The sequence below is a fragment of the Pseudonocardia yuanmonensis genome (assembly GCF_039542425.1).
Taxonomy (GTDB): domain Bacteria; phylum Actinomycetota; class Actinomycetes; order Mycobacteriales; family Pseudonocardiaceae; genus Pseudonocardia; species Pseudonocardia yuanmonensis.
In genome coordinates this window covers 1-20,753 of the sequence record NZ_BAABIC010000030.1, presented here as the reverse complement: position 1 = coordinate 20,753, position 20,753 = coordinate 1, and the positions used below count along the sequence as shown (strand labels likewise).

Genomic DNA, 20,753 nt, shown 5'->3' with positions numbered 1-20,753 from the left:
CAGGCCGCAGCGCTCACCGGTTCCTCCGCCTCGTCCTGCGCTGCCACCGGCCCTCGTGGAACGAGGCGAGCCCGCGGCGCTCGAGCTCCATCAGCGCGGAGCGGACCGTGTCCCGGTCCATGCCGGCCTCGACCGCGAGCCAGGCGATGTCGCGGGCCGCGCGCGGGGGTAGCGCGTCGTGCACCCGCGCCTGCACCTCGTCGAGCGCGTCCGTGCCGCGCTGCGGCCGGTCCGGCTCCCGCGCCAGTTCGACGCCCAGCCGCCCCGTGGCCTCGGTGATCTCCTCGGCCCGCGTGACCAGCAGGGCGCCCTGCCGGATCAGCTCGTGACAGCCCGCCGACGCCGCCGAGGTCACCGGGCCGGGAACCGCCATGAGGACCGTGCCGAGCTCCCGCGCGTCGGACGCCGTGCGCTGGGCTCCGCTCCGCAGCGCCGCCTCGACCACCACCGTGCCCGCCGACAGCGCCGCGATGAGCCGGTTCCGCACCAGGAACCGGTGCCGCGCCGGCACCGCGCCCGGTGGGTACTCCGACACGACCAGGCCCTGACGGGCGATTCGGTCGATCAGCCCGGCGTGCGAGGTCGGGTAGGCGCGATCGAGCCCGCACGCCAGCACCGCGACCGTGGGCCCGCCGCCGGCGAGCGCGCCGCGATGCGCGGCCCCGTCGATGCCGATCGCCGCCCCCGACACCACCGTCTGCCCGGCCGCGGCCAGCCCGGCGCCGAGCTCGGCGGCGGTGTGGGTGCCGTAGCCGGTGGCGGCACGGGCGCCGACCATCGCCACCGCCCGGTCGGTGAGCCCGCCGAGCGAGCCGGTACCGCGGACCCACAGCGCCAGCGGCGGCGCCAGGTCCTTGCGCTCGGTCAGCCCGAAGCACGCGAACGGCCACTGCGGCCACTCCGGATCCTCGGGGACGAGCAACCGTGCCCCGCAGGCCGCGGCGGCCTCGAGATCGGCGTCGACGCGCTCGGCCCCGCTCCGCGCGGAGGTCTCGTCCGCGACGGCCTCGGGAACGTCGCCCCGCCGGATCGCGTCGGCCGCCGCCACCGCCCCCATCAGGTCGGCGAGGCGACCGGTGGCACGTGCGGGCGGCTCGGCGACCCGCAGCAGGTAGGCGCGGGCCCGCAGGATCTCCTCGCCCACCACGGCGGGCGGCGCCGCCGCGATCACGCCGCACCCCGCTCGCGGTAGTACAGCGCGTTGTCGACGGCCTCCCGGTCCGGCGACGACGCCCCGGCCAGGTCGGCCAGCGTCCACGCCACGCGCAACGCCCGGTCCGCGCCGCGCGCCGACAGCTCCCCGGCCCGCATCCGCTCCTCCAGCGGCCGGACGACGGACCGGGGCAGGCCGAAGGTGCGCCGCAGGGCCGGGCCGGGAACCTCGGCGTTGGTCCGCCAGCCGTGCGCCGACCATCGCTCGGCCGCCGCCGCCCGTGCGGCGAGCACCCGCTCGCGGACCGTCGCGGTGTCCTCCTCCACGGTCCCGGTGCTGCCGATCTCGGTGACCGGGGCCATCCGCGCCCGCAGGTCCACGCGGTCGAGCAGCGGGCCGGACAGCCGGCCGAGGTACCGGCGCCGCACGATCGAGGTGCAGATGCAGTCGCGGTCCCGCGCCGGCGCGCACGGGCACGGGTTGGCCGCGAGGACCAGCTGGAACCGCGCGGGGTACCGCACGCTCCCGTCCGCCCGGGCCAGCCGGATCTCGCCCTCCTCGAGCGGCGTGCGCAGGGCGTCGAGCACGTGCGGCTGGAACTCGGCGCACTCGTCGAGGAACAGGACCCCCCGGTGGGCGAGCGACACCGCGCCGGGCCGGGCGAGCCCGGCGCCGCCGCCGAGCAGCGCGGCCATCGAGGAGGAGTGGTGCGGCGCGACGAACGGGGCGACCCGGCTGAGCGGATCGCCGCCCGCCTCGCCGAGCACGGAGCGCACCGACGCGAGCTGCAGGGCCTCGTCGCGACTCAGCTCGGGAAGCAGCCCGACGATCCGCCGGGCGAGCATCGTCTTGCCCGTGCCCGGCGGGCCGACCAGCAGCAAATGGTGCCCGCCCGCGGCGGCGACCTCGAGAGCGCGCCGCGCGTCCGGCTGGCCCACGACGTCCGCCAGGTCGGGCACCGGGGCCGCCGGCCCGGGCTGCGGGCCCATCGGACGGTCGAGCTCGCGCTCGCCGGCGAACCAGCCCACGACCTGCTCCAGCGTGGTGGCCCCGAAGATCTCGACGTCGTCGACCAGCCCGGCCTCCTCCAGCGCGGCCACGGGCACCACCATCCGCCGCAGCCCGGCCGACCGGGCCGCGAGGACGCTCGGCAGCACCCCGCGGACGGGCCGCACCCGGCCGTCGAGGGCCAGCTCGCCGAGCAGCACGGTGCCCGCCAGCCGGTCGGGGTCGACGACCCCCGCCCCCGCCAGCACACAACAGGCCAGGGCCAGGTCGAAGCGCGACCCGGTCTTGCGCAGCGTCGCCGGGGAGAGCGCCAGCAGGATGCGCACCGACGGCCACTCGCGGCCGGAGTTCACCACGGCCGACCGCATCCGGTGCACCGACTCCTGCAGGGCGGTGTCGGCCAGCCCCACGATCTGGACGCCGGGGATCCCGCCGCCCACGAGCGCCTCGATCTCCACGGGCACACCCTCGACGCCGTGCAGCGCCACGGACCAGCCCCGCGCGAGCGCCATCAGAACGCTCCCTCGTAGTGCTCGAGGGTGACCGGTCGGCCGGGGCGCATCAGCACCGCGACGACGTCGAACCGGATCTCGCACCACGGCACGTGGTGGGCCGCGAGCCACGCCTTGGTCACCCGCCGGATGCGCTGGGCCTTGAGCCCCGTGACGGCCTCGGCCGGCTCGCCGTACCGCGTGCCGGAGCGGGTCTTGATCTCGCAGACCACCAGCCGGGTGCCGTCCCGCTGCCGCTGGGTGGCCACCACGTCGATCTCGCCCTCCCGGCACCGCCAGTTCCGGGACAGCACGACGAGGCCCTTGCGTTCGAGGTACTCGACCGCGACGTCCTCGCCGCGGCGGCCGAGCTCGTCCTTGGCTGCCATGCCGGACACGATCTCCGCCCGCACCGACCCGTGGGGCGGAACGCGGAAAGTGCTCCACAGGAACCGCGGACGGTGGACAACCACCGGTGCAGGCCCCCGGACGGACCGGAACCGTCGGGGGGAGGTGCTAAAGGGGGCGTCTAGTGGCCGAACTGGTCGCCCTCGGGCAGCCGCAGGTCGGGCTTGTCGAGCTCCTCGATGTTGACGTCCTTGAACGTCACCACCCGGACGTTCTTCACGAACCGCGCCGGCCGGTACATGTCCCAGACCCACGCGTCGGACATCCGGACCTCGAAGTAGACCTCGCCGTCCGCGTTGCGCGGCGCGACGTCGACGGAGTTGGCCAGGTAGAAGCGCCGCTCCGTCTCCACGACGTACGAGAACTGCGAGACGATGTCGCGGTACTCCTTGTAGAGCGTGAGCTCCATCTCGGTCTCGTACTTCTCGAGATCCTCGGCGCTCACGACTCCACTCCCCCTGCGACCCTGTCCTCGCCCGCGTCCCCGACGAGGAGGTCCTCGTCCGCCGCGACGAACTCCACGTCGTCCGCGTCCTCGGTCTCCTCGCCGGCCGCCCCATTCTGGACCAACGCCACCCGGTCGCCGACGCGGGCCACCGACGCGACGTTGACGAACGAGAACCGGTGCTCGGGACACGGCCCGTGCTCGGCCAGCGCGGCGTCGTGCACCGGCGTGCAGTACCCCTTGTGCTCGGCGAAGCCGTACTGCGGGTAGCGCCCGTCGAGCTCGACCATCAGCCGGTCCCGGGTCACCTTGGCCAGCACGGACGCCGCCGCCACGCACGCCGCCGTCAGGTCGCCCTTGGGCACTGCCAGGGTCGGCCTGCCGAACCCGCGGACGGGGAAGCCGTCCGTGAGCACGTAGCCCGGCGGGCGGCTCAGCCCCGCGACGGCCCGGCGCATCCCCTCGATGTTGGCGACGTGCACGCCCCTGCGATCCACCTCGGTGGGCGGGATCACGATCACCGAGAAGTCCTCCGCCCGGCGGAGGATCCGGTAGTAGAACTCCTCGCGCACCGCGTGGGTGAGCATCTTCGAGTCCGTCAGGCCCTCGAGCCGCTTGGCGTCCCCGGCGCGCAGCACGCAGGCCGCGACGACGAGCGGACCGGCGCACGCCCCGCGGCCGGCCTCGTCGACGCCCGCGACGGGGCCGAGGCCGTGCCGCTGCAGCGTGCTCTGCAGGGTCCAGGTGCCTGCGGAGGCGCGCACGGTCGCCCGGCCGGGCCTCCACTCCGGCGGCAGGAGCTCGGCGGGACGCTTCCTCCGGGGGCGGCGGGCGGGCCGCTGGACGGGTGCAGCCACCTCAGGTTCGACGTCGGCGGGGCAGGAACTCCTCCTCGGCCGCGAGCAGGGATCGCCTGCGGAGCAGCCAGAACGGGACCACGCCCAGCACCCCCAGGGCGAGCGGCGCGCCGTCCTCGGCGACCCCGAGGGCGGTCGCCTGCGACTGCTGCGGGTTCGTGCTGTCGATGAAGCCGAACCGGCTGATCGGCAGCACCTTCATGCGGGCCTTGCCGATGACGTTCTCGACGGGGATCGGCCCGTGGCCGTCCACCCGGGAGTCCGAGGAGTTGTTGCGGCTGTCGCCCATCACCCACAGCTCGCCCTGCGGCACGGTGATGGGCCCGAACGGGATCTGCCGCGCCGGCCCGGCCTCGGGCAGGTAGTAGATGTAGGGCTCGTCGAGCGGCTGGTTGTCGACCATGACCCGGTTGCGGGAGTCGCAGCAGGACACGGTCTGACCGCCGACGGCGATCACGCGCTTGACGAAGTCCTTCTCGTCCGGCGGCGCGAGCCCGATCAGGGACAGGAACTGCTGGACGACCTCGCCGAACGTGCTGGTCGGCTCCTCGACGGAGAACTCGGTGTTGACCCACGAGTCCGGCCCGCGGAACACCACGACGTCCCCGGGCTGCGGGTCGCCGAACCGGTAGGTGACCTTGTCGACGAGCACCCGGTCGTTGGTGCAGCCGGTGCAGCCGTGCAGCGTGGTCTCCATCGAGCCCGACGGGATCACGTACACCTTCGCCAGGAACGCCTGGATGAGGATGGTGAGGACCAGCGCCACGCCGACGAGGAGCGGGAGCTCTTTCCAGAAGGTGTTGCGCCGGCGCCGCCCCGAGCGGAGCTTCTTGCCGCCGGGCCCGCGCTTGGGCACGTAGTCCGACGCGGGGTGGCTGCCGGACGAGGCGCCCGCGCGGCGGCGGTGCCGGCCGGGGACGCCGTCCGACTCGGCGGCGGAGGGGTCGACCCGGCGCTGCGGCTCGATCGCGGCGGCGTCGGCGGTCTCCTCGGTGATCTCGGGGTCCGCCTCGGCGGGAACCGGCGGCAGGCCGACGACGTCCGTGGGGCGGTCGTCGTCGAGGGGGCGACGCGGGGATCCGCGGCGGGGGTGCGGGCCGGATCCGTTCAGCGGGGGGCCGACCGGCCGGAAGCCCGGACTGCTGTGCGCGGGCGGCGGGCCTGCGGGGCGAAACGGCCGCTCGCCGTTGGCCGGGACGCCGGTGCGCGGGGGCAGACCGTTCGGCGGGCCGCTGTTCGGCGGGCCGCTGTGCGGGCCGCCGTACGAGACAGGGTGCCCACCGCTGTGCGGACCCTGCTGGGCCTGAGCCGGGAACCGACCCTGCCCGTTCCACGCGCCCTGCCCGTCGACCTGAGGGCCGCCCTGGACACCGCCGGTCCGAGAGCCGTTGACCGGCGGTCCGTCGCCCTGCGATCCGGCGGCCTGGCCGGGCGCGTACCCGTTCCCGCCCGGCGCGCGCCCGTCGAACCCGCCGTGCGGCCCCGGGAAGGGGGCGCCGGCGGGTCCGGTCCCGGGCACGTGCCGCGCGGGCACCTCACCGACGGGAGCCGCGCCGCCTGACCGGGGGTCGGACGGGTCCGCGGACCCGTACCGCCGCGGCGGGCCGCGGCGGTCGTCGGGGAGCTCGGGTGACGCCACGTGGTGAGGCTACGTCAGGGCCGCGTCTCGGAGGGGTGACGGGCTCAGGACGCGGTCGGGGTCTCGCGCTTCTCCTTGATCTTGGCGGCCTTGCCGCGCAGGTCGCGGAGGTAGTAGAGCTTGGCGCGACGCACGTCACCCCGCGTCGCCACCTCGATCTTCTCGATGTTCGGGGTGTGCACCGGGAAGGTGCGCTCGACGCCCACGCCGAACGACACCTTGCGGACCGTGAAGGTCTCGCGGGCGCCGGCGCCCTGGCGACGGATGACGACGCCCTGGAACACCTGGACCCGGGAGCGGTTGCCCTCGATGACCTTCACGTGAACCTTGAGCGTGTCACCCGGCCGGAAGCTGGGGATGTCGGAGCGCAGGATCTGTGCGTCCAGGTCGTCCAGGGTGTTCATCGCGCGGTCCGTCCTCGTCCAATGATCGTCGTGCGTGCGTGCCGGGGCTCGGGCAGGGGCACCAGTCCCCGATGGGAGGCGCCGACACACGTGCGTCGGCCCATGGCAACCCGTCCATAGTGCCAGACGGGTTCCGAGCGGGTGACACCGGTGGGGCCGGTCAGCCCCGCTCCGCTGCCCCCAGGGTATCGAGGACCGCGCGGTCGGCCGCGTCCAGGGCCCCCTCGGGCAGCGCGGCCAGCAGGTCGGGGCGCCGCCGGGCCGTGCGTTCGAGGGCGCGGTCGCGCCGCCAGCGGTCGACGGCGGCGTGGTTGCCGCTGCGCAGCACGGCCGGCACCGGCAGGTCCCGCCACACCTCGGGCCGCGTGTAGGAGGGCCCTTCCAGCAGACCGTCCGAGAAGGAGTCCTCGGCCGCCGAGCGCGGATTGCCGAGCACGCCGGGCAGCAGCCGCGCGACCGCCTCGACCATCACCAGGACCGCCACCTCGCCGCCGACCAGCACGTAGTCCCCGATGCTGACCTCGTCGACGGGCATCCGCGCCGCGTAGTGGTCGACCACGCGCTGGTCGATGCCCTCGTAGCGGCCGCAGGCGAACACCAGCCGCTCCTCCCCCGCCCACGCGCGCGCCGTGGCCTGCGTGAACGGCCGCCCGGCCGGGGTCGGCACCACGAGCCGGCCCGGCTCCTCGCCGAGCACCTCGTCGAGCGCCTCGCCCCAGACCTGGGGCTTCATGACCATGCCCGGGCCGCCGCCGTAGGGGGCGTCGTCGACGGCCTGGTGGACGTCGTGCGTCCAGTGCCGCAGGTCGTGCACCCGGACGTCCACCAGGCCCTTCTCGACCGCCCGGCCCAGCAGCGCCTCGCGCAGCGGGGCGAGGTAGCCCGGGAAGATGGTCACGACGTCGATCCGCACCGGGCGGATCCTGCCAAAGCGAAGGTGGCGAGGTGCCCACCGGCCCGCTCCTCGCCGTGGTCCTCCGTCGGGCTGCGGGCGCTCGTGCACCCGGTGCTGCCTGCGAGTCCGATCAGCCGCTCGCCTGGCCGCGGCCGAGCTCCTCGACCGCGGTGCGCATGGCCTCGAGCGTGACGCCGCGGGCCGCCAGCAGGTCCCGCGCCCCGCCCTCGGCGTGCAGCAGGCCGAGCAGGACGTGCTCGCTGCCGATCTCCGAGTGCTTGAGCCGCAGCGCCTCGCGCAGCGACAGCTCGAGCGCCTTCTTCGAGGCCGCGTCGAACGGGATGTGCCCGAACATCCGGCGCCGCTTGCCCGCCCGGGTCCGCTCGAGCGCCCCGGGCCCGAAGGTCTCCTCGGCCTGCCGGCGCACCTCGTCCAGGTCGATGCCGAGGAGGGCCAGCTTCTCCGCGTCCGGCGCCGCCTCCTCGCGTGCGAGCCGCTTGACCCCGGCCGCGACGTCGGCCCGTTCCACCCCGGCCCGGCGGAGCAGCGCGGCGGCCGTCGACGCCGGCGTCCCGGGCGCGTCGTACAGCGCGAGGAGCAGGTTCTCGGTCCGGATCTGCGCCTGCCGGCGCTCCCGGGCGTCCTCCTGGGCCAGCACCACCGCGCGGCGGGCCGCCTGCGTGAACCGTTCGAACATCGTCGTCCCCCTAGTACCCGAGCCGCCGGTACTTCTTGTGCACGGCCTGCTTGCTCACCTGCAGCACGCCCGCGATCTGCGCCCAGGACCAGCCCTGGGCCCGCGCGTTGCCCACCTGCAGCTCCTCCAGCGACTCCTGCAGCGCCCGGAGCGCCGCCACCGCCGCCAGCCCGACGTGCGGGTCCTTGCTGGACGCCGCCGCGGCCACCGCCGTCGCATCTGTCATGACGTCAACCTACGTTGACGGCGTCCGGTCGTCAACCTTGGTTGACGAACGCTGACGGAAAAAGGCCCCGCCGCAGCAGCGACGGGGCCTTTCGGGGCCGGTCAGGGGTGACTCAGGGGGTGTCGAGGTCCAGCAGACCCTCGGGCGGGTCGACGACCACGCGCCCGCCCTCGAGGTCGATCGTCGGGACGATCTCGGCGACGAACGGGACAAGCGCGTCCGGCCGGCCCTCTCGAACCACGGCCAGCAGGTCTCCGCCCGGGCCGAGGACGACCTCGCGCACGGTCCCGATCACGGTGCCGTCCGTCAGCTCGGCGCGCAGGCCCTCGAGCTGGTGGACGTGGAACTCCTCGGGGTCCTCCGGCGGCGCCAGCTCCGCGGTCGGCACCAGCAGCTGGGTGCCGCGGAGCGCCTCGGCCGCCGTGCGGTCCGGTGCCTCCGCGAACCGGACGAGCAGCCGACCCGAGTGGGGACGGCTGCTCTCCACGGTCAGCGTCGTGTCCGGGGCGCCGCGGCGGCGGGCGCGCAGCACGGACCCGGTGGCGAAGCGCACCTCCGGCGAGTCCGTGCGGACGTCGATCGCCAGCTCGCCGCGCAGGCCGTGGGCCCGCGCGACGACGCCGACGAGCAGTTCGGTGTTACCGGTCGGTGTCGACGACATCGACCCGCACACCCCGCCCGCCGATGCCCCCCATCACGGTGCGCAGCGCGGTGGCGGTGCGCCCGCCGCGACCGATGACCTTGCCCAGGTCGTCCGGGTGCACCCGGACCTCGAGCGTGCGGCCCCGGCGGTTGGTGACCAGTTCCACCCGCACGTCGTCCGGGTGGTCGACGATGCCCCGGACCAGGTGTTCCAGGGCGTCCGCCAGGACGCTCACGACTCGGTCGACTCCGCGGCCGGCTCGTCGGTGCCGGCCTCCTTGTCGGCCTTGGCGGCCTTCTTCCTCGGCGTGGTGGCCTCGGTCGTCGGCTCCTCGCCCGCGGCGGCCAGGGCGGCGTTGAACCGGGCCAGCTTGTCGACCTTCTCCGGCTGCGGCTTGAGGGTGCCCTCGGCGCCCGGCAGGCCCTTGAACTTCTGCCAGTCACCGGTGACCTCGAGCAGGTGCTGCACCGGCTCGGTCGGCTGCGCGCCGACACCCAGCCAGTACTGCGCGCGCTCCGAGTCGATCTCGATCAGGCTCGGCTCGCTCTTCGGGTGGTACTTGCCGATCGTCTCGATGGCGCGCCCGCTGCGGCGGGAGCGCGCGTCGGCGACGACGACGCGGTAGTACGGCTGGCGGATCTTGCCCAGACGCATCAGCTTGATCTTGACGGCCACGCTTCTCGGTGCTCCTCGCGGATCGTGTGTGCTGCTCGTGAGTCAGCGCAGGACCGCGTGGGGGTACGGCTCGCTCACTCGACTGCTCCCGGCCGCGGCATCGGTAGAGGGCCGGCCACGGACCTGACACGCCATTCTGCCAGACGCCTACAGCCCCGCGGGCACCCCTCCGGTCAGTGCGAGGGCCAGACCCAGCGCGGGCAGCAGGTTGTTGACCTGGTGGGCCACGATGCTGGCCGGCAGCCGCCCCGTGAACACCCGGGCCAGCCCGATCGGCAGCGCCACGACCAGCAGCAACGGGGTGCGGGTCAGCTCGAAGTGCGCCATGGCGAACAGCAGGGTGGTGATGGCGAAGGCCACCCACCGGTTCGCGCCGTGCTTGGTCACCGCGCCCCAGAGCAGCCCGCGGTAGACGATCTCCTCACAGACCGGCGCCACGAACGCGACCAGCACGAACACGCCGAGCGCGACCGGCCAGCCGACCCGGATGCCGTCGAACGCCTGCCCGACGGCCGTGGTCGCGTTGTCCGGCCCGACGATCGCCACGAACACCAGCGCCGCGGGGACGCTCACGACGAGGCCGGCGAGACCCCACATCAGGCCGGTCCCGACGTCCCGGGCGTTCCACCGCAGGCCCAGGTCGATCCGCGGCCCGTTGCCGCGCACCCGGGTGATGAGCACCGCGGTCGCGGCGGCCAGCAGGGTCGGCACGGACAGCCCGAGGATCACCGCGACGACCGACGGGCGCTCGGGGTCCGCCAGCAGCGCGGCGATCAGGAACGACGAGCCGAGGAACAGGATCTCGACCAGCACGTACGCCCCGATCCCCCACCGGTGCGGGGGCGGGCCGTCCGCTGCCGGCGGTTCCGGCGCACCCGTGGCCGCGCCCGCCGGCGGGAAGCCGGCCGGGGGGTAGGGCGGCTGCGGGTACGGCGGCGTCGCGTAGGGGGACGGGCCGGACGGCGGCGGCGCGGACGGCGGGTCCGGGGTCGAGTCGGGCTGGCCCACGATCACGACGCTACCCGGCGCGCCGGGTCACGGCGGGCCCTTCCGCGGTTCGGTTCCGGCCGGCGTCGGCCGGGGGGCGCTCAGTAGCGGCGGCCGCGGAGCAGGACCAGCGCGGGGTCGCGCAGGACCGCCGGGGTCCGCCGCGGGTCCTCCCGGTACACGACCAGGTCCGCGGGTGCGCCGGGCTCGAGCCCAGGCCGTCCCAGCCAGCTCCGGGCGGTCCAGGAGGCGGCGCCGACCGGGTCGGGGTGGCCGGCCTGCCTCAGCGCCTCCACCTCGTCGGCGATCCAGCCGTGGCGGATGCCGCCCCCGGCGTCCGTGCCCGCGAAGACCGCGACGCCGGCGTCGATCGCCCGCCCGACGGTGTCCCGGGCGGTGCGGTGCAGCTCGCGCATGTGCTCGGCGTAGGCCGGGTACTTGCCGGCCTTGTCGGCGATCCCGGGGAAGGTGTCGACGTTGATCAACGTCGGGACCAGCGCGGTCCCGCGGGCGGCCATCTCGGCGATCAGCTCGTCCGTCAGGCCGGTGCCGTGCTCGATGCAGTCGATCCCGGCGCCGATCAGCCCGTGCAGGGCTTCCGTGCCGAAGACGTGGGCGGTGACGCGGGCGCCGGCGGCGTGGGCGGCGTCGATCGCGGCCTTCAGGACCTCGTCCGGCCAGAGCGGGGTGAGGTCCGCGTCGGCCCCCATGCCCCGGTCGATCCAGTCCCCGACGAGCTTCACCCAGCCGTCGCCCGCGGCGGCCTGCTCGGCGACGGCGTCGGGCAGCAGGGCCGGGTCGTCGAGGTCGATCGACAGGCCGGGGATGTAGCGCTTCGGCCGGGCCAGGTGCCGCGCCGCGCGGATGATCTCCGGCAGGTCCACGCGACCGCGCAGCGGCGTGGTGTCCGTGGGCGAGCCGCAGTCGCGCAGCAGCAGGGCGCCCGCCCCGCGCTCGGTGACGGCCTGCTCCTCGCACTCCGCCAGGTCGGCGGGCGTGCCACCGGCCGCGATGCCGACGTGGCAGTGGGCGTCGACCAGCCCGGGGAGGATGAACGGTGCGTCGACGACCTCGGCGCCGGCCAGGGGCTCTGCGCTGACCCGGCCGGCGTCGTCGACGTACAGGTCCGTGCCGCCGTCCGGGAGGACGGTGCCGCGCAGGTGCAGCACTACTTGCCCTTCTTGTTCCCGAAGTTCAGCTTCGACGGGTCGAACCCGGGCGGGAGCTGGTCCAGCCCGGGCGGCAGCTGCTGCAGGCTCGGCGGCAGCTGCGAGAGGTCGGCGCCGAACGGGTTCGCGCTGGCGGGCTGCCGGTTCGGCCGGCTGTTCTTCTTCGCCTGCTTCGCCTTGCGCTTGTTCTTCGTCTGCTTCCGGGTGGCCGAGCGGCCGCCGCCGAAGCCGAACTGGCCCGCCATCATCTTCATCTGCTTGCGGGCCTCGAAGAAGCGGTTGACCAGGTCGTTCACGTCCGAGACGGTGACGCCCGAGCCGTTCGCGATGCGCAGCCGCCGCGAGCCGTTGATGATCTTCGGGTCGGCCCGTTCGGCCGGCGTCATGCCGCGGATGATGGCCTGCAGCTTGTCCAGCTGCCTGTCGTCGACCTGGGCCAGCGCCTCCTTCATCTGCGCCGAGTTGGCGCCGGGAAGCATGTTCAGGATGTTGCCGATGGGGCCCATCTTGCGGATCGCGAGCATCTGCTCGAGGAAGTCCTCCAGGGTGAGCTCGCCCGTGGAGATCTTCTGCGCGGCCTTCTGCGACTGCTCCTCGTCGAAGACCCGCTCGGCCTGCTCGATCAGGGTGAGCAGGTCGCCCATGCCCAGGATCCGGCTGGCCATCCGGTCCGGGTGGAAGACGTCGAAGTCCTCGAGCTTCTCGCCGTTCGACGCGAAGAGGATCGGCTGGCCGGTGACCTCGCGGACGCTCAGCGCGGCACCACCGCGGGCGTCGCCGTCCAGCTTCGTGAGGACGACACCGGTGAAGCCGACCCCGTCGCGGAACGCCTCGGCCGTGGCCACCGCGTCCTGACCGATCATCGCGTCGACCACGAACAGCGTCTCGTCCGGCTGCACGGCGGCCTTGATGTCGCTGGCCTGCTGCATCAGCTCCGCGTCGACACCCAGGCGGCCCGCGGTGTCGACGATGACGATGTCGTACTGCTTCTCACGGGCGAACGCGACACCGCGCCGCGCGACGTCGACCGGGTCGCCGACGCCGTTGCCCGTCTCGGGGGCGAAGGTCGGCACCCCGGCGCGCTCGCCGACGATCTGCAGCTGGTTCACCGCGTTGGGCCGCTGGAGGTCACAGGCGACCAGCAGCGGCGTGTGGCCCTGGACCTTGAGGTGCCGGGCCAGCTTGCCGGCGAGGGTGGTCTTGCCGGAACCCTGCAGACCGGCGAGCATGACGACGCTCGGCGGCTCCTTGGCCAGCGCGATCCGGCGGGTCTCGCCGCCGAGGATCGCGATCAGCTCCTCGTTGACGATCTTGACGACCTGCTGCGCCGGGTTCAGCGCCTGCGAGACCTCGACACCCTTCGCCCGCTCCTTGATCCGGGCGATGAAGGACCGCACCACCGGCAGCGCGACGTCGGCCTCGAGCAGCGCGATGCGGATCTCGCGCGCCGTGGTGTCGATGTCGGCGTCGGACAGCCGGCCCTTGCCGCGCAGGTCGCGCAGCGCTCCGGACAGGCGGTCGCTCAGGGTGTCGAACACCCCAGCGAGTCTACGTGGCCGCGGTGCGGCGACGCAGACCCCTGCTCCCGGACCCCGCACCGCCGCGGATCGCGCCCGACCTCCGCGGGTCGCGCCCTGAGCTTCCGCGAGTCGCGCCCTGGGCTCCCGCCAGTCGCGAGTTCCTGCAGCGCGAGTCGCGAGCTCCGACACATCCCGGGTCGTGAGCTCCGGCATGGCGCCCGACGGGCGGTCGCGGTCCGATCAGGAGGTGACGGCGAGGCCCCGCGCGGCGGCGGGTCGGTCGAGGGCGATCGCGCGTGTCCAGCGCTCACCCAGCGTCCCGGCGGAGATCCGGGCGGCGACGCCGTCCGCCCTCCTCACGTGCCGGGCGAACGAGCCGCTCTCGATCAACCGGCCGCGGTCGGCCTGTCCGCGCAGCGCCTCCTCGGGCGCCGCGTCGATCCACACGAGGTAGGCGGAGCGGCCGGTCACCCGGGCCAGCCCCCGGACCAGGCGCCGCAGCCGCGGCGAGGTCGCCGGCAGGTGCACGACGACGACGCGCGCCGGGCCGATCGCCGCCAGCACCGCGGCGAGCCGGTGCAGGAGGTGGACCAGCGGCCGGATCCGCGCGTACGGGACGCCGGGCAGGACGCGTGCCACCACGTCGCGCTGGGTCTCGGAATCGAGCACCCGCAGCCCCGGCAGCTCCGGCATGCGCCGCAGCAGCGTGCTCTTGCCGGCGCCCGGCACACCGGCGACCAGCACCAGCGCGCGGCCCGGCATCGACAGCCGCGTCGGCGCCGCGGCGCCTCCGGCGGCGAGCCCGGGCCCCGGCGGGACGGGCAACGGGCGGGGCGGGGTGTCGCCGGGCACGGTCGCGAGGGTCATGGGCACCCAACGTCCGGTTCCGCCCGTTCGTTCCGGCCACCCGGGTTCCTCACAGCCACGCCACAGCCGGCGCTCGCGACTCGCGCTGTCACAACTCCCGACTCGAGCTGTCACAACTCGCGACTCGCGGAAGCCCACGGCCCGACTCGCGGGAGCCCAGAGCGCGACTCGCGCCCCCGCCCCCGTCCGTCCACCTCCCCGTCCGGCTACAGGGCGTCCGTGCCGCGTTCGCCCGTGCGGACCCGGACGATCGTCTCGACCGGGGTGACCCACACCTTGCCGTCGCCGATCTTGCCGGTCCGGGCGGCGGCGACCAGGGCGTCGACGACCCGGTCGGCCACGGCGTCGTCGACCACGACCTCGACCCGGATCTTCGGCACGAAGTCGACGGCGTACTCCGCGCCGCGGTAGACCTCGGTGTGGCCCTTCTGCCGGCCGAAGCCCTGCACCTCGGTCACCGTCATGCCGAGGACGCCGAGCTCCTCCAGCGCTTCCTTGACGTCGCCGAGCGCGAAGGGCTTGACGATCCCCGTCACCAGTCTCATGCCCGGATCCTGCCCGGTCCCGGGCCTCACCGTGTCGTCGAGGTCGCCCGCGCCTTGCCGGCCGCGGCGAGGACCGCCTGCTCGATGCGGCGCCGGTCGGTCCGCGGCACCTGGCCGTCCGGGCCCGGGCCGGACACCCCGAAGGAGTCGACGACGGACGCGCCGAGGGTTGCCACCCGGGCCCAGCGGATGTCGAGCCCGGAGTCCTCGAGCGCCGCGGCGACGCGGTGCAGCAGCCCGATCCGGTCCTGCCCCCGCAGCTCGACGACGACGGCGCCGGTCGCCTCGTCGTCGAACCACAGCACGCGGGGCGGGGCGGTCCGCTCGACCGCCTCGGTGGTCGGCGCGTAGTCGCGTTCCTTGCGCGCCAGCGCCTCGGCCAGCCCGAGCGTGCCGTCGAGCACGCGGCCCAGGTCGTGCCGCACGACCGCCGGGTCCGGCAGCCCGCCGAAGCGCGGCGACACGGCGAAGCCCGAGACCGTGACCTCGCCCTCGGTCGTGACGCTGGCCGCGTGCACCTCGAGCGAGTGCAGCGCCAGCACACCGGCGGCGGCGGACAGCGAACCGGGCTGGTCCGGCATCCCGATGACGACCGTCGCGAGGTCCTGCTCGGAGATCAGCCGCAGTTGCGGCTTGCCCTCCTTCTCCACGCCGGCGACCACCTCGGCCGCGGCCTGCTCGGCGGTGTCCGCGATCGGCACCGGGCCCGGCGGCGGCTCGCCGATCATCAGCGCGCGGACCCGGCCGCTGAGGTCCCGGATGAGCGCGCGCTTCCAGGGGCTCCACACCCCCGGCCCGGTGGCCAGCGAGTCCGCCTCGGCGAGGGCGTCGAGCAGGTCGAGCAGCAGCGGGTTGCCGTCGAGCGTCTCGACGATCCTGCTGAGCGTCGCCGTGTCGTCGAGGTCCCGGCGGGTTGCGGTGTGCGGCAGGAGCAGGTGGTGGCGGACCATCGCGCCGAGCGTCTCGACGTCGTGCTCGCCGAAGCCGAGCCGCCGCCCGATCTGCAGCGCGAGCGACTCCCCCACCTCGGAGTGGTCGCCGCCCCGGCCCTTGCCGATGTCGTGCAGCAGCGCGCCGACCAGCAGCAGGTCGGGACGGGAGACGCGGGTGGTCAGCCTGCCGGCCTGCGCGCAGGTCTCGACCAGGTGCCGGTCCACGGTCCACATGTGCGCCCGGTCCCGCGGCGGCAGGTCGCGCACCGCGCCCCACTCGGGGAACAGCCGCCCCCACAGGCCGGTCCGGTCCAGCGCCTCGATCACGTCGATCATGCCCTCGCCCGTGCCGAGCAGGGAGAGCAGCTCGCCGAGGGCGGCCCGCGGCCAGGGTTCGCGCAGCTCGGGCGCGGTCTCGGCCAGGCGGTGCAGGGTGCCGGCGGCGACCGGCAGCCCGGTGCGCGCGGCGGTGGCCGCGACCCGCAGCACGAGGGCGGGGTCGCGGTTGGCGGCGGCGTCCCGGGCGAGGGTGACCTCGCCGGCGTGCTCGACGACGCCGGAGTCCAGCGGTCGCCGGACGGGCGCGCGGCGCAGCGCGGAGAGCCCGCGGCGCGGCAGCGCGGCCTTGGCGGCGCGCAGCCCGACCTCGGCGGAGAAGGCCACGGCACGCGCGGCTCCGGAGATCGCGCGGGCCAGGTCGAAGCGGTCGCCGAGCTCGAGGGTCGAGGCGATCTCGTCGGCGTCCTGGGCGCGCAGCACGTCCCGCGCGCGGCCGGCGATCCGGTGCAGCTCGGTGCGGACGTCGAGCAGCAGCATCCGCGCCTCGACGACCTCGCCGGAGGGCCGGTCGACCAGCTGCGCGGCGGCGAGGTGGTCCAGGAGCTGGACGTCCCGCAGCCCGCCGTGCCCGGACTTGAGGTCCGGCTCGATGCGGTGCGCGACCTCGCCGACCTTGGCCCAGCGCTCCCGCGCGGAGTCGGCGATCTCGTCGAAGCGGTTGCGCATCCCGGCCCGCCACGCCTGCCGGACGGCCTGCTTGACCTTCTCCGACAGGGCCGGGTCGCCCGCGATGTGGCGCAGCTCGAGCAGTCCGTACGCGGCGCGCAGGTCGGTCGCCGCGACCTGGACGGCCTGGCCCGGGGTGCGGACCGAGTGGTCCAGCCCGATGCCGGCGTCCCACAGCGGGTACCACAGCTGCCCGGCGAGCCGGTCGACGTCCTTGCGCCCGTCGTGCAGCAGCACGAGGTCGAGGTCCGAGTACGGCGCGAGCTCGCGCCGCCCCAGCCCCCCGACCGCGACCAGTGCCGCGCGATCGGTGATGCCGATCGCGGCGCACCGCGACGACAGCCAGAAGTCGTGCAGGTCGACCAGCGCGGTCCGCAGGGCGTCCGGGGCCAGCCGCCGCCGCCCGCCCTGCCGGTCCAGCAGCACGGCCTTGGCCCGGACGAGGTCCTCCGCCGATCCGGAGGCGGCCCCCGCCCCCGATCCGGAACCCGATCCCGGACCCGATCCCACTGCCGTCACCGACTCGCCCTCACGTCCGCCGGCCCCCGGCCGGCACCGCTCCACCCCGACAGAAGCGTCACCGCCACGAGCCTCACAGCGCGTCCGGGCCCCGCTCCCCGGTCCGGACCCGGACCACCGTCTCCAGCGGCACGACCCACACCTTCCCGTCACCGATCTTCCCCGTGCGGGAGGCCTGGACGACCGCGTCGACGGTCTTCTCGACGACCGAGTCGTCCACGACGATCTCGATCCGCACCTTCGGCACGAAGTCCATCCGGTAGTCCGCGCCCCGGTAGACCTCGGTGTGTCCCCGTTGCCGGCCGTAGCCGGTCACCTCGCTGACGGTCATCCCCGCCACCTCCAGCCGCTCCAGGCCGGCCCGGACGTCGTCGAGCGCGAAGGGTTTGACGATCGCGGTCACGAGCATCATCACGGTTCTCCGATCGGTGGTGGGTCGGGGCGGACCGACGGCCCCCGCCCGGCCCCGCGAGCAGTGCCTCGGGACCGAACGGGACGGAACGGGAGGAATCCGGCCTCGTCGCGAGACGGCGGGGCCCGCCGTGCCGACTGGCACGACGGGCCCCGGCCGCTCGGGCGAGTGCCGTCGAGGGGTCCGTCAGATCGCGTCGGTCCCGCGCTCGCCCGTGCGGACGCGGACGACGGTCTCGACCGGGGCGACCCAGACCTTGCCGTCGCCGATCTTGCCGGTGCGGGCGGCCTCGACGACCGCGTCGACCACCTTGTCCGCGAGGGCGTCGTCCGCGACGACCTCCACCCGGACCTTCGGCACGAAGTCCACGGAGTACTCCGCACCCCGGTAGACCTCGGTGTGGCCCTTCTGCCGGCCGTAGCCCTGGACCTCGGAGACGGTCATCCCGAGGACCCCGATCTGCTCGAGGGCGCCCTTGACGTCCTCCAGCACGAACGGCTTCACGATGGCGGTGATCAGCTTCATGGCTCAGCTCTCCTTGCCTGCGGCGACGTGCGCGGCGGCCTGCGGGGTGGCGGCGTCGGGGCGCGGGGTGCCCGCGGTCCCGGCCAGCCCGCGGTGGCTGGAGAAGTCGTAGCTGGTCTCGGCGTGCTCGGTCTCGTCGATGCCGGTCGCCTCGTCCTCCGGGCTGATCCGGATCTTGCCGCCGAAGATCGCCTTGACGATCAGGGCGATGACGAAGGTCAGGATGCCCGAGTACAGGAGCACCGCGACCGCGCCCACGACCTGGCGCCAGAGCTGGTCGACACCGCCGCCGTAGAACAGGCCGGCCACCGCCGCGCCCGAGCCCGGGTCGGCGAAGAAGCCGATGAGCACGGTGCCGGCGAGACCACCGACGAGGTGGACGCCGACGACGTCGAGCGAGTCGTCGTAGCCGAAGCGGAACTTCAGGCCGACGGCCAGGGCGCACAGCGCCGAGGCGATGGCACCGACCGCGATCGCGCCCATCGGCGAGACCGAGGAACAGGCCGGGGTGATCGCGACCAGACCGGCGACGACACCGGACGCGGCGCCGAGGCTGGTGGCCTTGCCGTCCCGGATCCGCTCGACGAGCAGCCAGGCGAGCATCGCGGCGCAGGTGGCGACGAGGGTGTTGATCATCGCGTAGGCGGCGAGGCCCGAGGAGCCGACGGCCGAACCGGCGTTGAAGCCGAACCAGCCGAACCACAGGATGCCGGCGCCGAGCATGACCAGGGTCAGGTTGTGCGGGCGCATGGGCTCGCGCGGCCAGCCGCGGCGCTTGCCGACGACGATCGCCAGCGCCAGGGCGGCGACACCGGCGTTGATGTGGACCGCGGTACCACCCGCGAAGTCGATCGCCTTGAGCTGGTTGGCGATCCAGCCGCCGGTCTCGGCGGTGATGCCGTCGAAGGAGAACACCCAGTGCGCGACCGGGAAGTAGACGACGGTCGCCCAGATGCCGGCGAAGAGCAGCCAGGCGCCGAACTTCATGCGGTCGGCCACCGCGCCCGAGATCAGGGCGACGGTGATGATCGCGAAGGTGGCCTGGAAGCCGACGAACACGAGCGCCGGGATCGAGCCGACGAGCGGGAAGCTCACGTCCGGCGCCGAGTCGGTGGCGACGTAGTTGCCGACGAAGAGGCCCTTCAGGCCCCAGTGGTCGGTCGGGCTGCCGAGCAGGCCGCCGCCGATGTCGTTGCCGAAGGCCATCGAGTAGCCGTAGAGCACCCACAGGACGCCGACGAGCCCCATCGAGGACAGGCTCATCATCATCATGTTGAGCACGCTCTTGCTACGGACCATTCCGCCGTAGAAGAACGCGAGCCCAGGCGTCATGAAGAGCACCAGCGCGGTACTGGTGAGCATCCACGCGGTATCGCCGCTGCTGAACGCGTCCACGGATCTCCCTCCCGTTCGTGTCCGCACCCTCGTGCGGCAGGTGCCGGAATAATCGGAGCGGGATGTTTCCGGGAAGATCGCACTATGTTTCCGGGGGATGAACCCCGCTCCCCGCCGGGTTACATCCACGTTTCCCATCCCGGCAGTCGCCGTTCGTGCGCGCAGCGTGACGGGATCTGTGACCGTTTCGTGCCCTCCACGCCGGGGACGTCACGGCTCGTGATCATCCCGACGCACGTCGGCGGGGTGGGTCCGCGCGGGAGTCTCAGCCCAGGAGGGCGTCGACGAAGGCCTTCGGCTCGAAGGGCGCGAGGTCGTCCGGGCCCTCGCCGAGGCCCACGAGCTTCACGGGCACGCCGAGCTCGCGCTGCACCCGGAAGACGATGCCGCCCTTGGCGGTGCCGTCGAGCTTGGTCAGCGCGATGCCGGTGACCTTCACGACCTCGCCGAACACCCGGGCCTGGATCAGGCCGTTCTGGCCGGTCGTGGCGTCGAGCACGAGGATCACCTCGTCGACCTCCGCCTGCCGCTCGACGACGCGCTTGACCTTGCCCAGCTCGTCCATCAGGCCGGTCTTGGTGTGCAGCCGGCCCGCGGTGTCGAGGATGACCGCGTCGGCCCCGTCGGCGGTGCCGCGCTTGACGGCGTCGAAGGCGACAGCGGCCGGGTCGGCCCCCTCTGCTCCCCGGACGACGGCGGCGCCGGCCCGCTCGCCCCATGTCGCGAGCTGCTCGGCGGCAGCCGCACGGAAGGTGTCGGCCGCGCCCAGCACGACGTGCCGGCCGCTCGCGACGAGCACCCGCGCCAGCTTGCCGGTGGTGGTGGTCTTGCCCGTGCCGTTGACGCCGACGACGAGCAGGACGCCCGGGCGGCCGTCGTGCGGCAGCGCGCGGATCGAGCGGTTCGCGTCGGACTCGAGGGCCTCGGTGAGGACCTCGCGGAGCAGCTGGCGGGCCTGGTCCGGGGTGCGGACGGCCCGGCGGGCCAGCTCGGTGCGCAGCGTCTCGACGAGCTCGGCGGTCATCTCCGGGCCCAGGTCGGCCTGCAGGAGGGTGGCCTCGACGTCCTCCCACGACTCCTCGTCGAGCTCGCCGCCGCCGAGCAGGCCGAGCAGGCTCTGGCCGAACGCGGAGCGCGAGCGGGAGAGGTTGCCGCGCAGCCGCTCGAGCCGGCCCTTCGCCGGAGCGATCTCCTCGGTGGGTGCGGCCGGGGCGGTGGACGTGGTGGGCGCGGCCGGGGCGGCGGGCGCCGCGTCGGACGGCGGCGCGGTGGGCTCCGCGGGCGGGGCCGTGGTCGTGCGCTCGGCGGGCCGGGCCGGCGGCGCCTCGGGAGCGGG

The 20,753-nt window shown here is 74.5% G+C and carries 23 protein-coding genes; all 23 read right to left on the bottom strand.

Annotated features, from left to right (window positions below; genetic code table 11):
- Positions 1–13: 13 nt before the first annotated feature.
- Positions 14–1,171 carry a DNA-processing protein DprA gene (dprA, locus tag ABD990_RS30350; protein WP_345384210.1) on the bottom strand — a complete coding sequence of 386 codons (1,158 nt, stop codon included), beginning with the start codon at positions 1,169–1,171 and terminating at the stop codon, positions 14–16.
- Positions 1,168–2,673 carry a YifB family Mg chelatase-like AAA ATPase gene (locus ABD990_RS30345; RefSeq protein WP_345384209.1) on the bottom strand — a complete coding sequence of 502 codons (1,506 nt, stop codon included), beginning with the start codon at positions 2,671–2,673 and terminating at the stop codon, positions 1,168–1,170. Before ABD990_RS30345 ends, dprA begins: the two co-directional genes overlap by 4 nt.
- A complete protein-coding gene (locus ABD990_RS30340) occupies positions 2,673–3,041 on the bottom strand; it encodes a YraN family protein (protein ID WP_345384208.1) in 369 nt (122 codons plus the stop codon). Before ABD990_RS30340 ends, ABD990_RS30345 begins: the two co-directional genes overlap by 1 nt.
- Positions 3,042–3,181: 140 nt before the next feature.
- Entirely contained in the window at positions 3,182–3,505 is a 324-nt protein-coding gene (locus ABD990_RS30335; RefSeq protein ID WP_037046945.1) for a DUF2469 domain-containing protein, read from the bottom strand.
- Complete coding sequence (locus ABD990_RS30330) at positions 3,502–4,302, bottom strand: ribonuclease HII (protein WP_345384283.1); 801 nt, start codon at positions 4,300–4,302, stop codon at positions 3,502–3,504. Before ABD990_RS30330 ends, ABD990_RS30335 begins: the two co-directional genes overlap by 4 nt.
- A 61-nt stretch (positions 4,303–4,363) precedes the next feature.
- Complete coding sequence (gene lepB / locus ABD990_RS30325) at positions 4,364–6,001, bottom strand: signal peptidase I (protein WP_345384207.1); 1,638 nt, start codon at positions 5,999–6,001, stop codon at positions 4,364–4,366.
- A 44-nt stretch (positions 6,002–6,045) separates the two neighbouring features.
- On the bottom strand, positions 6,046–6,405 hold the full coding sequence (gene rplS / locus ABD990_RS30320) for a 50S ribosomal protein L19 (RefSeq protein ID WP_037046942.1): 360 nt from the start codon (positions 6,403–6,405) through the stop codon (positions 6,046–6,048).
- Between the two features lie 160 nt (positions 6,406–6,565).
- Positions 6,566–7,318, bottom strand: a complete 753-nt coding sequence (gene trmD / locus ABD990_RS30315) for a tRNA (guanosine(37)-N1)-methyltransferase TrmD (protein WP_345384206.1) — start codon at positions 7,316–7,318, stop codon at positions 6,566–6,568.
- 112 nt (positions 7,319–7,430) lie between these two features.
- On the bottom strand, positions 7,431–7,997 hold the full coding sequence (locus ABD990_RS30310; RefSeq protein WP_345384205.1) for a Clp protease N-terminal domain-containing protein: 567 nt from the start codon (positions 7,995–7,997) through the stop codon (positions 7,431–7,433).
- 10 nt (positions 7,998–8,007) lie between these two features.
- Positions 8,008–8,223, bottom strand: coding sequence for an AsnC family protein (locus ABD990_RS30305; protein ID WP_037046931.1), 216 nt, complete (start codon positions 8,221–8,223; stop codon positions 8,008–8,010).
- Between the two features lie 112 nt (positions 8,224–8,335).
- The gene (gene rimM / locus ABD990_RS30300) at positions 8,336–8,884 is read right to left on the bottom strand and encodes a ribosome maturation factor RimM (RefSeq protein ID WP_345384204.1); all 549 of its coding nucleotides are present in this window, start codon (positions 8,882–8,884) and stop codon (positions 8,336–8,338) included.
- On the bottom strand, positions 8,862–9,101 hold the full coding sequence (locus tag ABD990_RS30295; RefSeq protein WP_345384203.1) for an RNA-binding protein: 240 nt from the start codon (positions 9,099–9,101) through the stop codon (positions 8,862–8,864). The genes rimM and ABD990_RS30295 overlap by 23 nt, the downstream gene beginning before the upstream one ends.
- The gene (gene rpsP / locus ABD990_RS30290; protein WP_345384202.1) at positions 9,098–9,541 is read right to left on the bottom strand and encodes a 30S ribosomal protein S16; all 444 of its coding nucleotides are present in this window, start codon (positions 9,539–9,541) and stop codon (positions 9,098–9,100) included. The genes ABD990_RS30295 and rpsP overlap by 4 nt, the downstream gene beginning before the upstream one ends.
- Before the next feature lie 147 nt (positions 9,542–9,688).
- On the bottom strand, positions 9,689–10,549 hold the full coding sequence (locus tag ABD990_RS30285; RefSeq protein WP_345384201.1) for a CPBP family intramembrane glutamic endopeptidase: 861 nt from the start codon (positions 10,547–10,549) through the stop codon (positions 9,689–9,691).
- 80 nt (positions 10,550–10,629) lie between these two features.
- A complete protein-coding gene (locus ABD990_RS30280; RefSeq protein WP_425569694.1) occupies positions 10,630–11,697 on the bottom strand; it encodes an amidohydrolase family protein in 1,068 nt (355 codons plus the stop codon).
- Complete coding sequence (ffh, locus tag ABD990_RS30275; protein WP_345384200.1) at positions 11,697–13,235, bottom strand: signal recognition particle protein; 1,539 nt, start codon at positions 13,233–13,235, stop codon at positions 11,697–11,699. Before ffh ends, ABD990_RS30280 begins: the two co-directional genes overlap by 1 nt.
- 222 nt (positions 13,236–13,457) lie before the next feature.
- On the bottom strand, positions 13,458–14,084 hold the full coding sequence (locus ABD990_RS30270) for an AAA family ATPase (protein ID WP_345384199.1): 627 nt from the start codon (positions 14,082–14,084) through the stop codon (positions 13,458–13,460).
- A 206-nt stretch (positions 14,085–14,290) separates the two neighbouring features.
- A complete protein-coding gene (locus ABD990_RS30265) occupies positions 14,291–14,629 on the bottom strand; it encodes a P-II family nitrogen regulator (RefSeq protein ID WP_345384198.1) in 339 nt (112 codons plus the stop codon).
- 26 nt (positions 14,630–14,655) lie between these two features.
- Positions 14,656–17,076 carry a [protein-PII] uridylyltransferase gene (locus ABD990_RS30260; RefSeq protein ID WP_425569696.1) on the bottom strand — a complete coding sequence of 807 codons (2,421 nt, stop codon included), beginning with the start codon at positions 17,074–17,076 and terminating at the stop codon, positions 14,656–14,658.
- 82 nt (positions 17,077–17,158) lie between these two features.
- Positions 17,159–17,497, bottom strand: a complete 339-nt coding sequence (locus ABD990_RS30255; protein WP_345384196.1) for a P-II family nitrogen regulator — start codon at positions 17,495–17,497, stop codon at positions 17,159–17,161.
- A gap of 186 nt (positions 17,498–17,683) precedes the next feature.
- A complete protein-coding gene (locus ABD990_RS30250; protein ID WP_037046916.1) occupies positions 17,684–18,022 on the bottom strand; it encodes a P-II family nitrogen regulator in 339 nt (112 codons plus the stop codon).
- A 3-nt stretch (positions 18,023–18,025) separates the two neighbouring features.
- Positions 18,026–19,384: an ammonium transporter gene (locus ABD990_RS30245; RefSeq protein ID WP_345384281.1), complete on the bottom strand. Its 1,359-nt coding sequence runs from the start codon at positions 19,382–19,384 to the stop codon at positions 18,026–18,028.
- A 298-nt stretch (positions 19,385–19,682) separates the two neighbouring features.
- Positions 19,683–20,753: signal recognition particle-docking protein FtsY (gene ftsY, locus ABD990_RS30240; RefSeq protein WP_345384195.1), on the bottom strand; the 1,071-nt coding region annotated here is incomplete at its 5' end.

What these genes read in the sequence shown, in the direction of transcription:
- ABD990_RS30345 (WP_345384209.1), bottom strand. Translation starts at nt 2,673, where the DNA reads ATGGCGCTCGCGCGGGGCTGGTCCGTGGCGCTGCACGGCGTCGAGGGT.
- ABD990_RS30340 (WP_345384208.1), bottom strand. Translation starts at nt 3,041, where the DNA reads ATGGCAGCCAAGGACGAGCTCGGCCGCCGCGGCGAGGACGTCGCGGTC.
- rplS (WP_037046942.1), bottom strand. Translation starts at nt 6,405, where the DNA reads ATGAACACCCTGGACGACCTGGACGCACAGATCCTGCGCTCCGACATC.
- ABD990_RS30310 (WP_345384205.1), bottom strand. Translation starts at nt 7,997, where the DNA reads ATGTTCGAACGGTTCACGCAGGCGGCCCGCCGCGCGGTGGTGCTGGCC.
- ABD990_RS30305 (WP_037046931.1), bottom strand. Translation starts at nt 8,223, where the DNA reads ATGACAGATGCGACGGCGGTGGCCGCGGCGGCGTCCAGCAAGGACCCG.
- rimM (WP_345384204.1), bottom strand. Translation starts at nt 8,884, where the DNA reads ATGTCGTCGACACCGACCGGTAACACCGAACTGCTCGTCGGCGTCGTC.
- ABD990_RS30270 (WP_345384199.1), bottom strand. Translation starts at nt 14,084, where the DNA reads ATGACCCTCGCGACCGTGCCCGGCGACACCCCGCCCCGCCCGTTGCCC.
- ABD990_RS30265 (WP_345384198.1), bottom strand. Translation starts at nt 14,629, where the DNA reads ATGAGACTGGTGACGGGGATCGTCAAGCCCTTCGCGCTCGGCGACGTC.
- ABD990_RS30255 (WP_345384196.1), bottom strand. Translation starts at nt 17,497, where the DNA reads ATGATGCTCGTGACCGCGATCGTCAAACCCTTCGCGCTCGACGACGTC.
- ABD990_RS30250 (WP_037046916.1), bottom strand. Translation starts at nt 18,022, where the DNA reads ATGAAGCTGATCACCGCCATCGTGAAGCCGTTCGTGCTGGAGGACGTC.
- ABD990_RS30245 (WP_345384281.1), bottom strand. Translation starts at nt 19,384, where the DNA reads ATGCTCACCAGTACCGCGCTGGTGCTCTTCATGACGCCTGGGCTCGCG.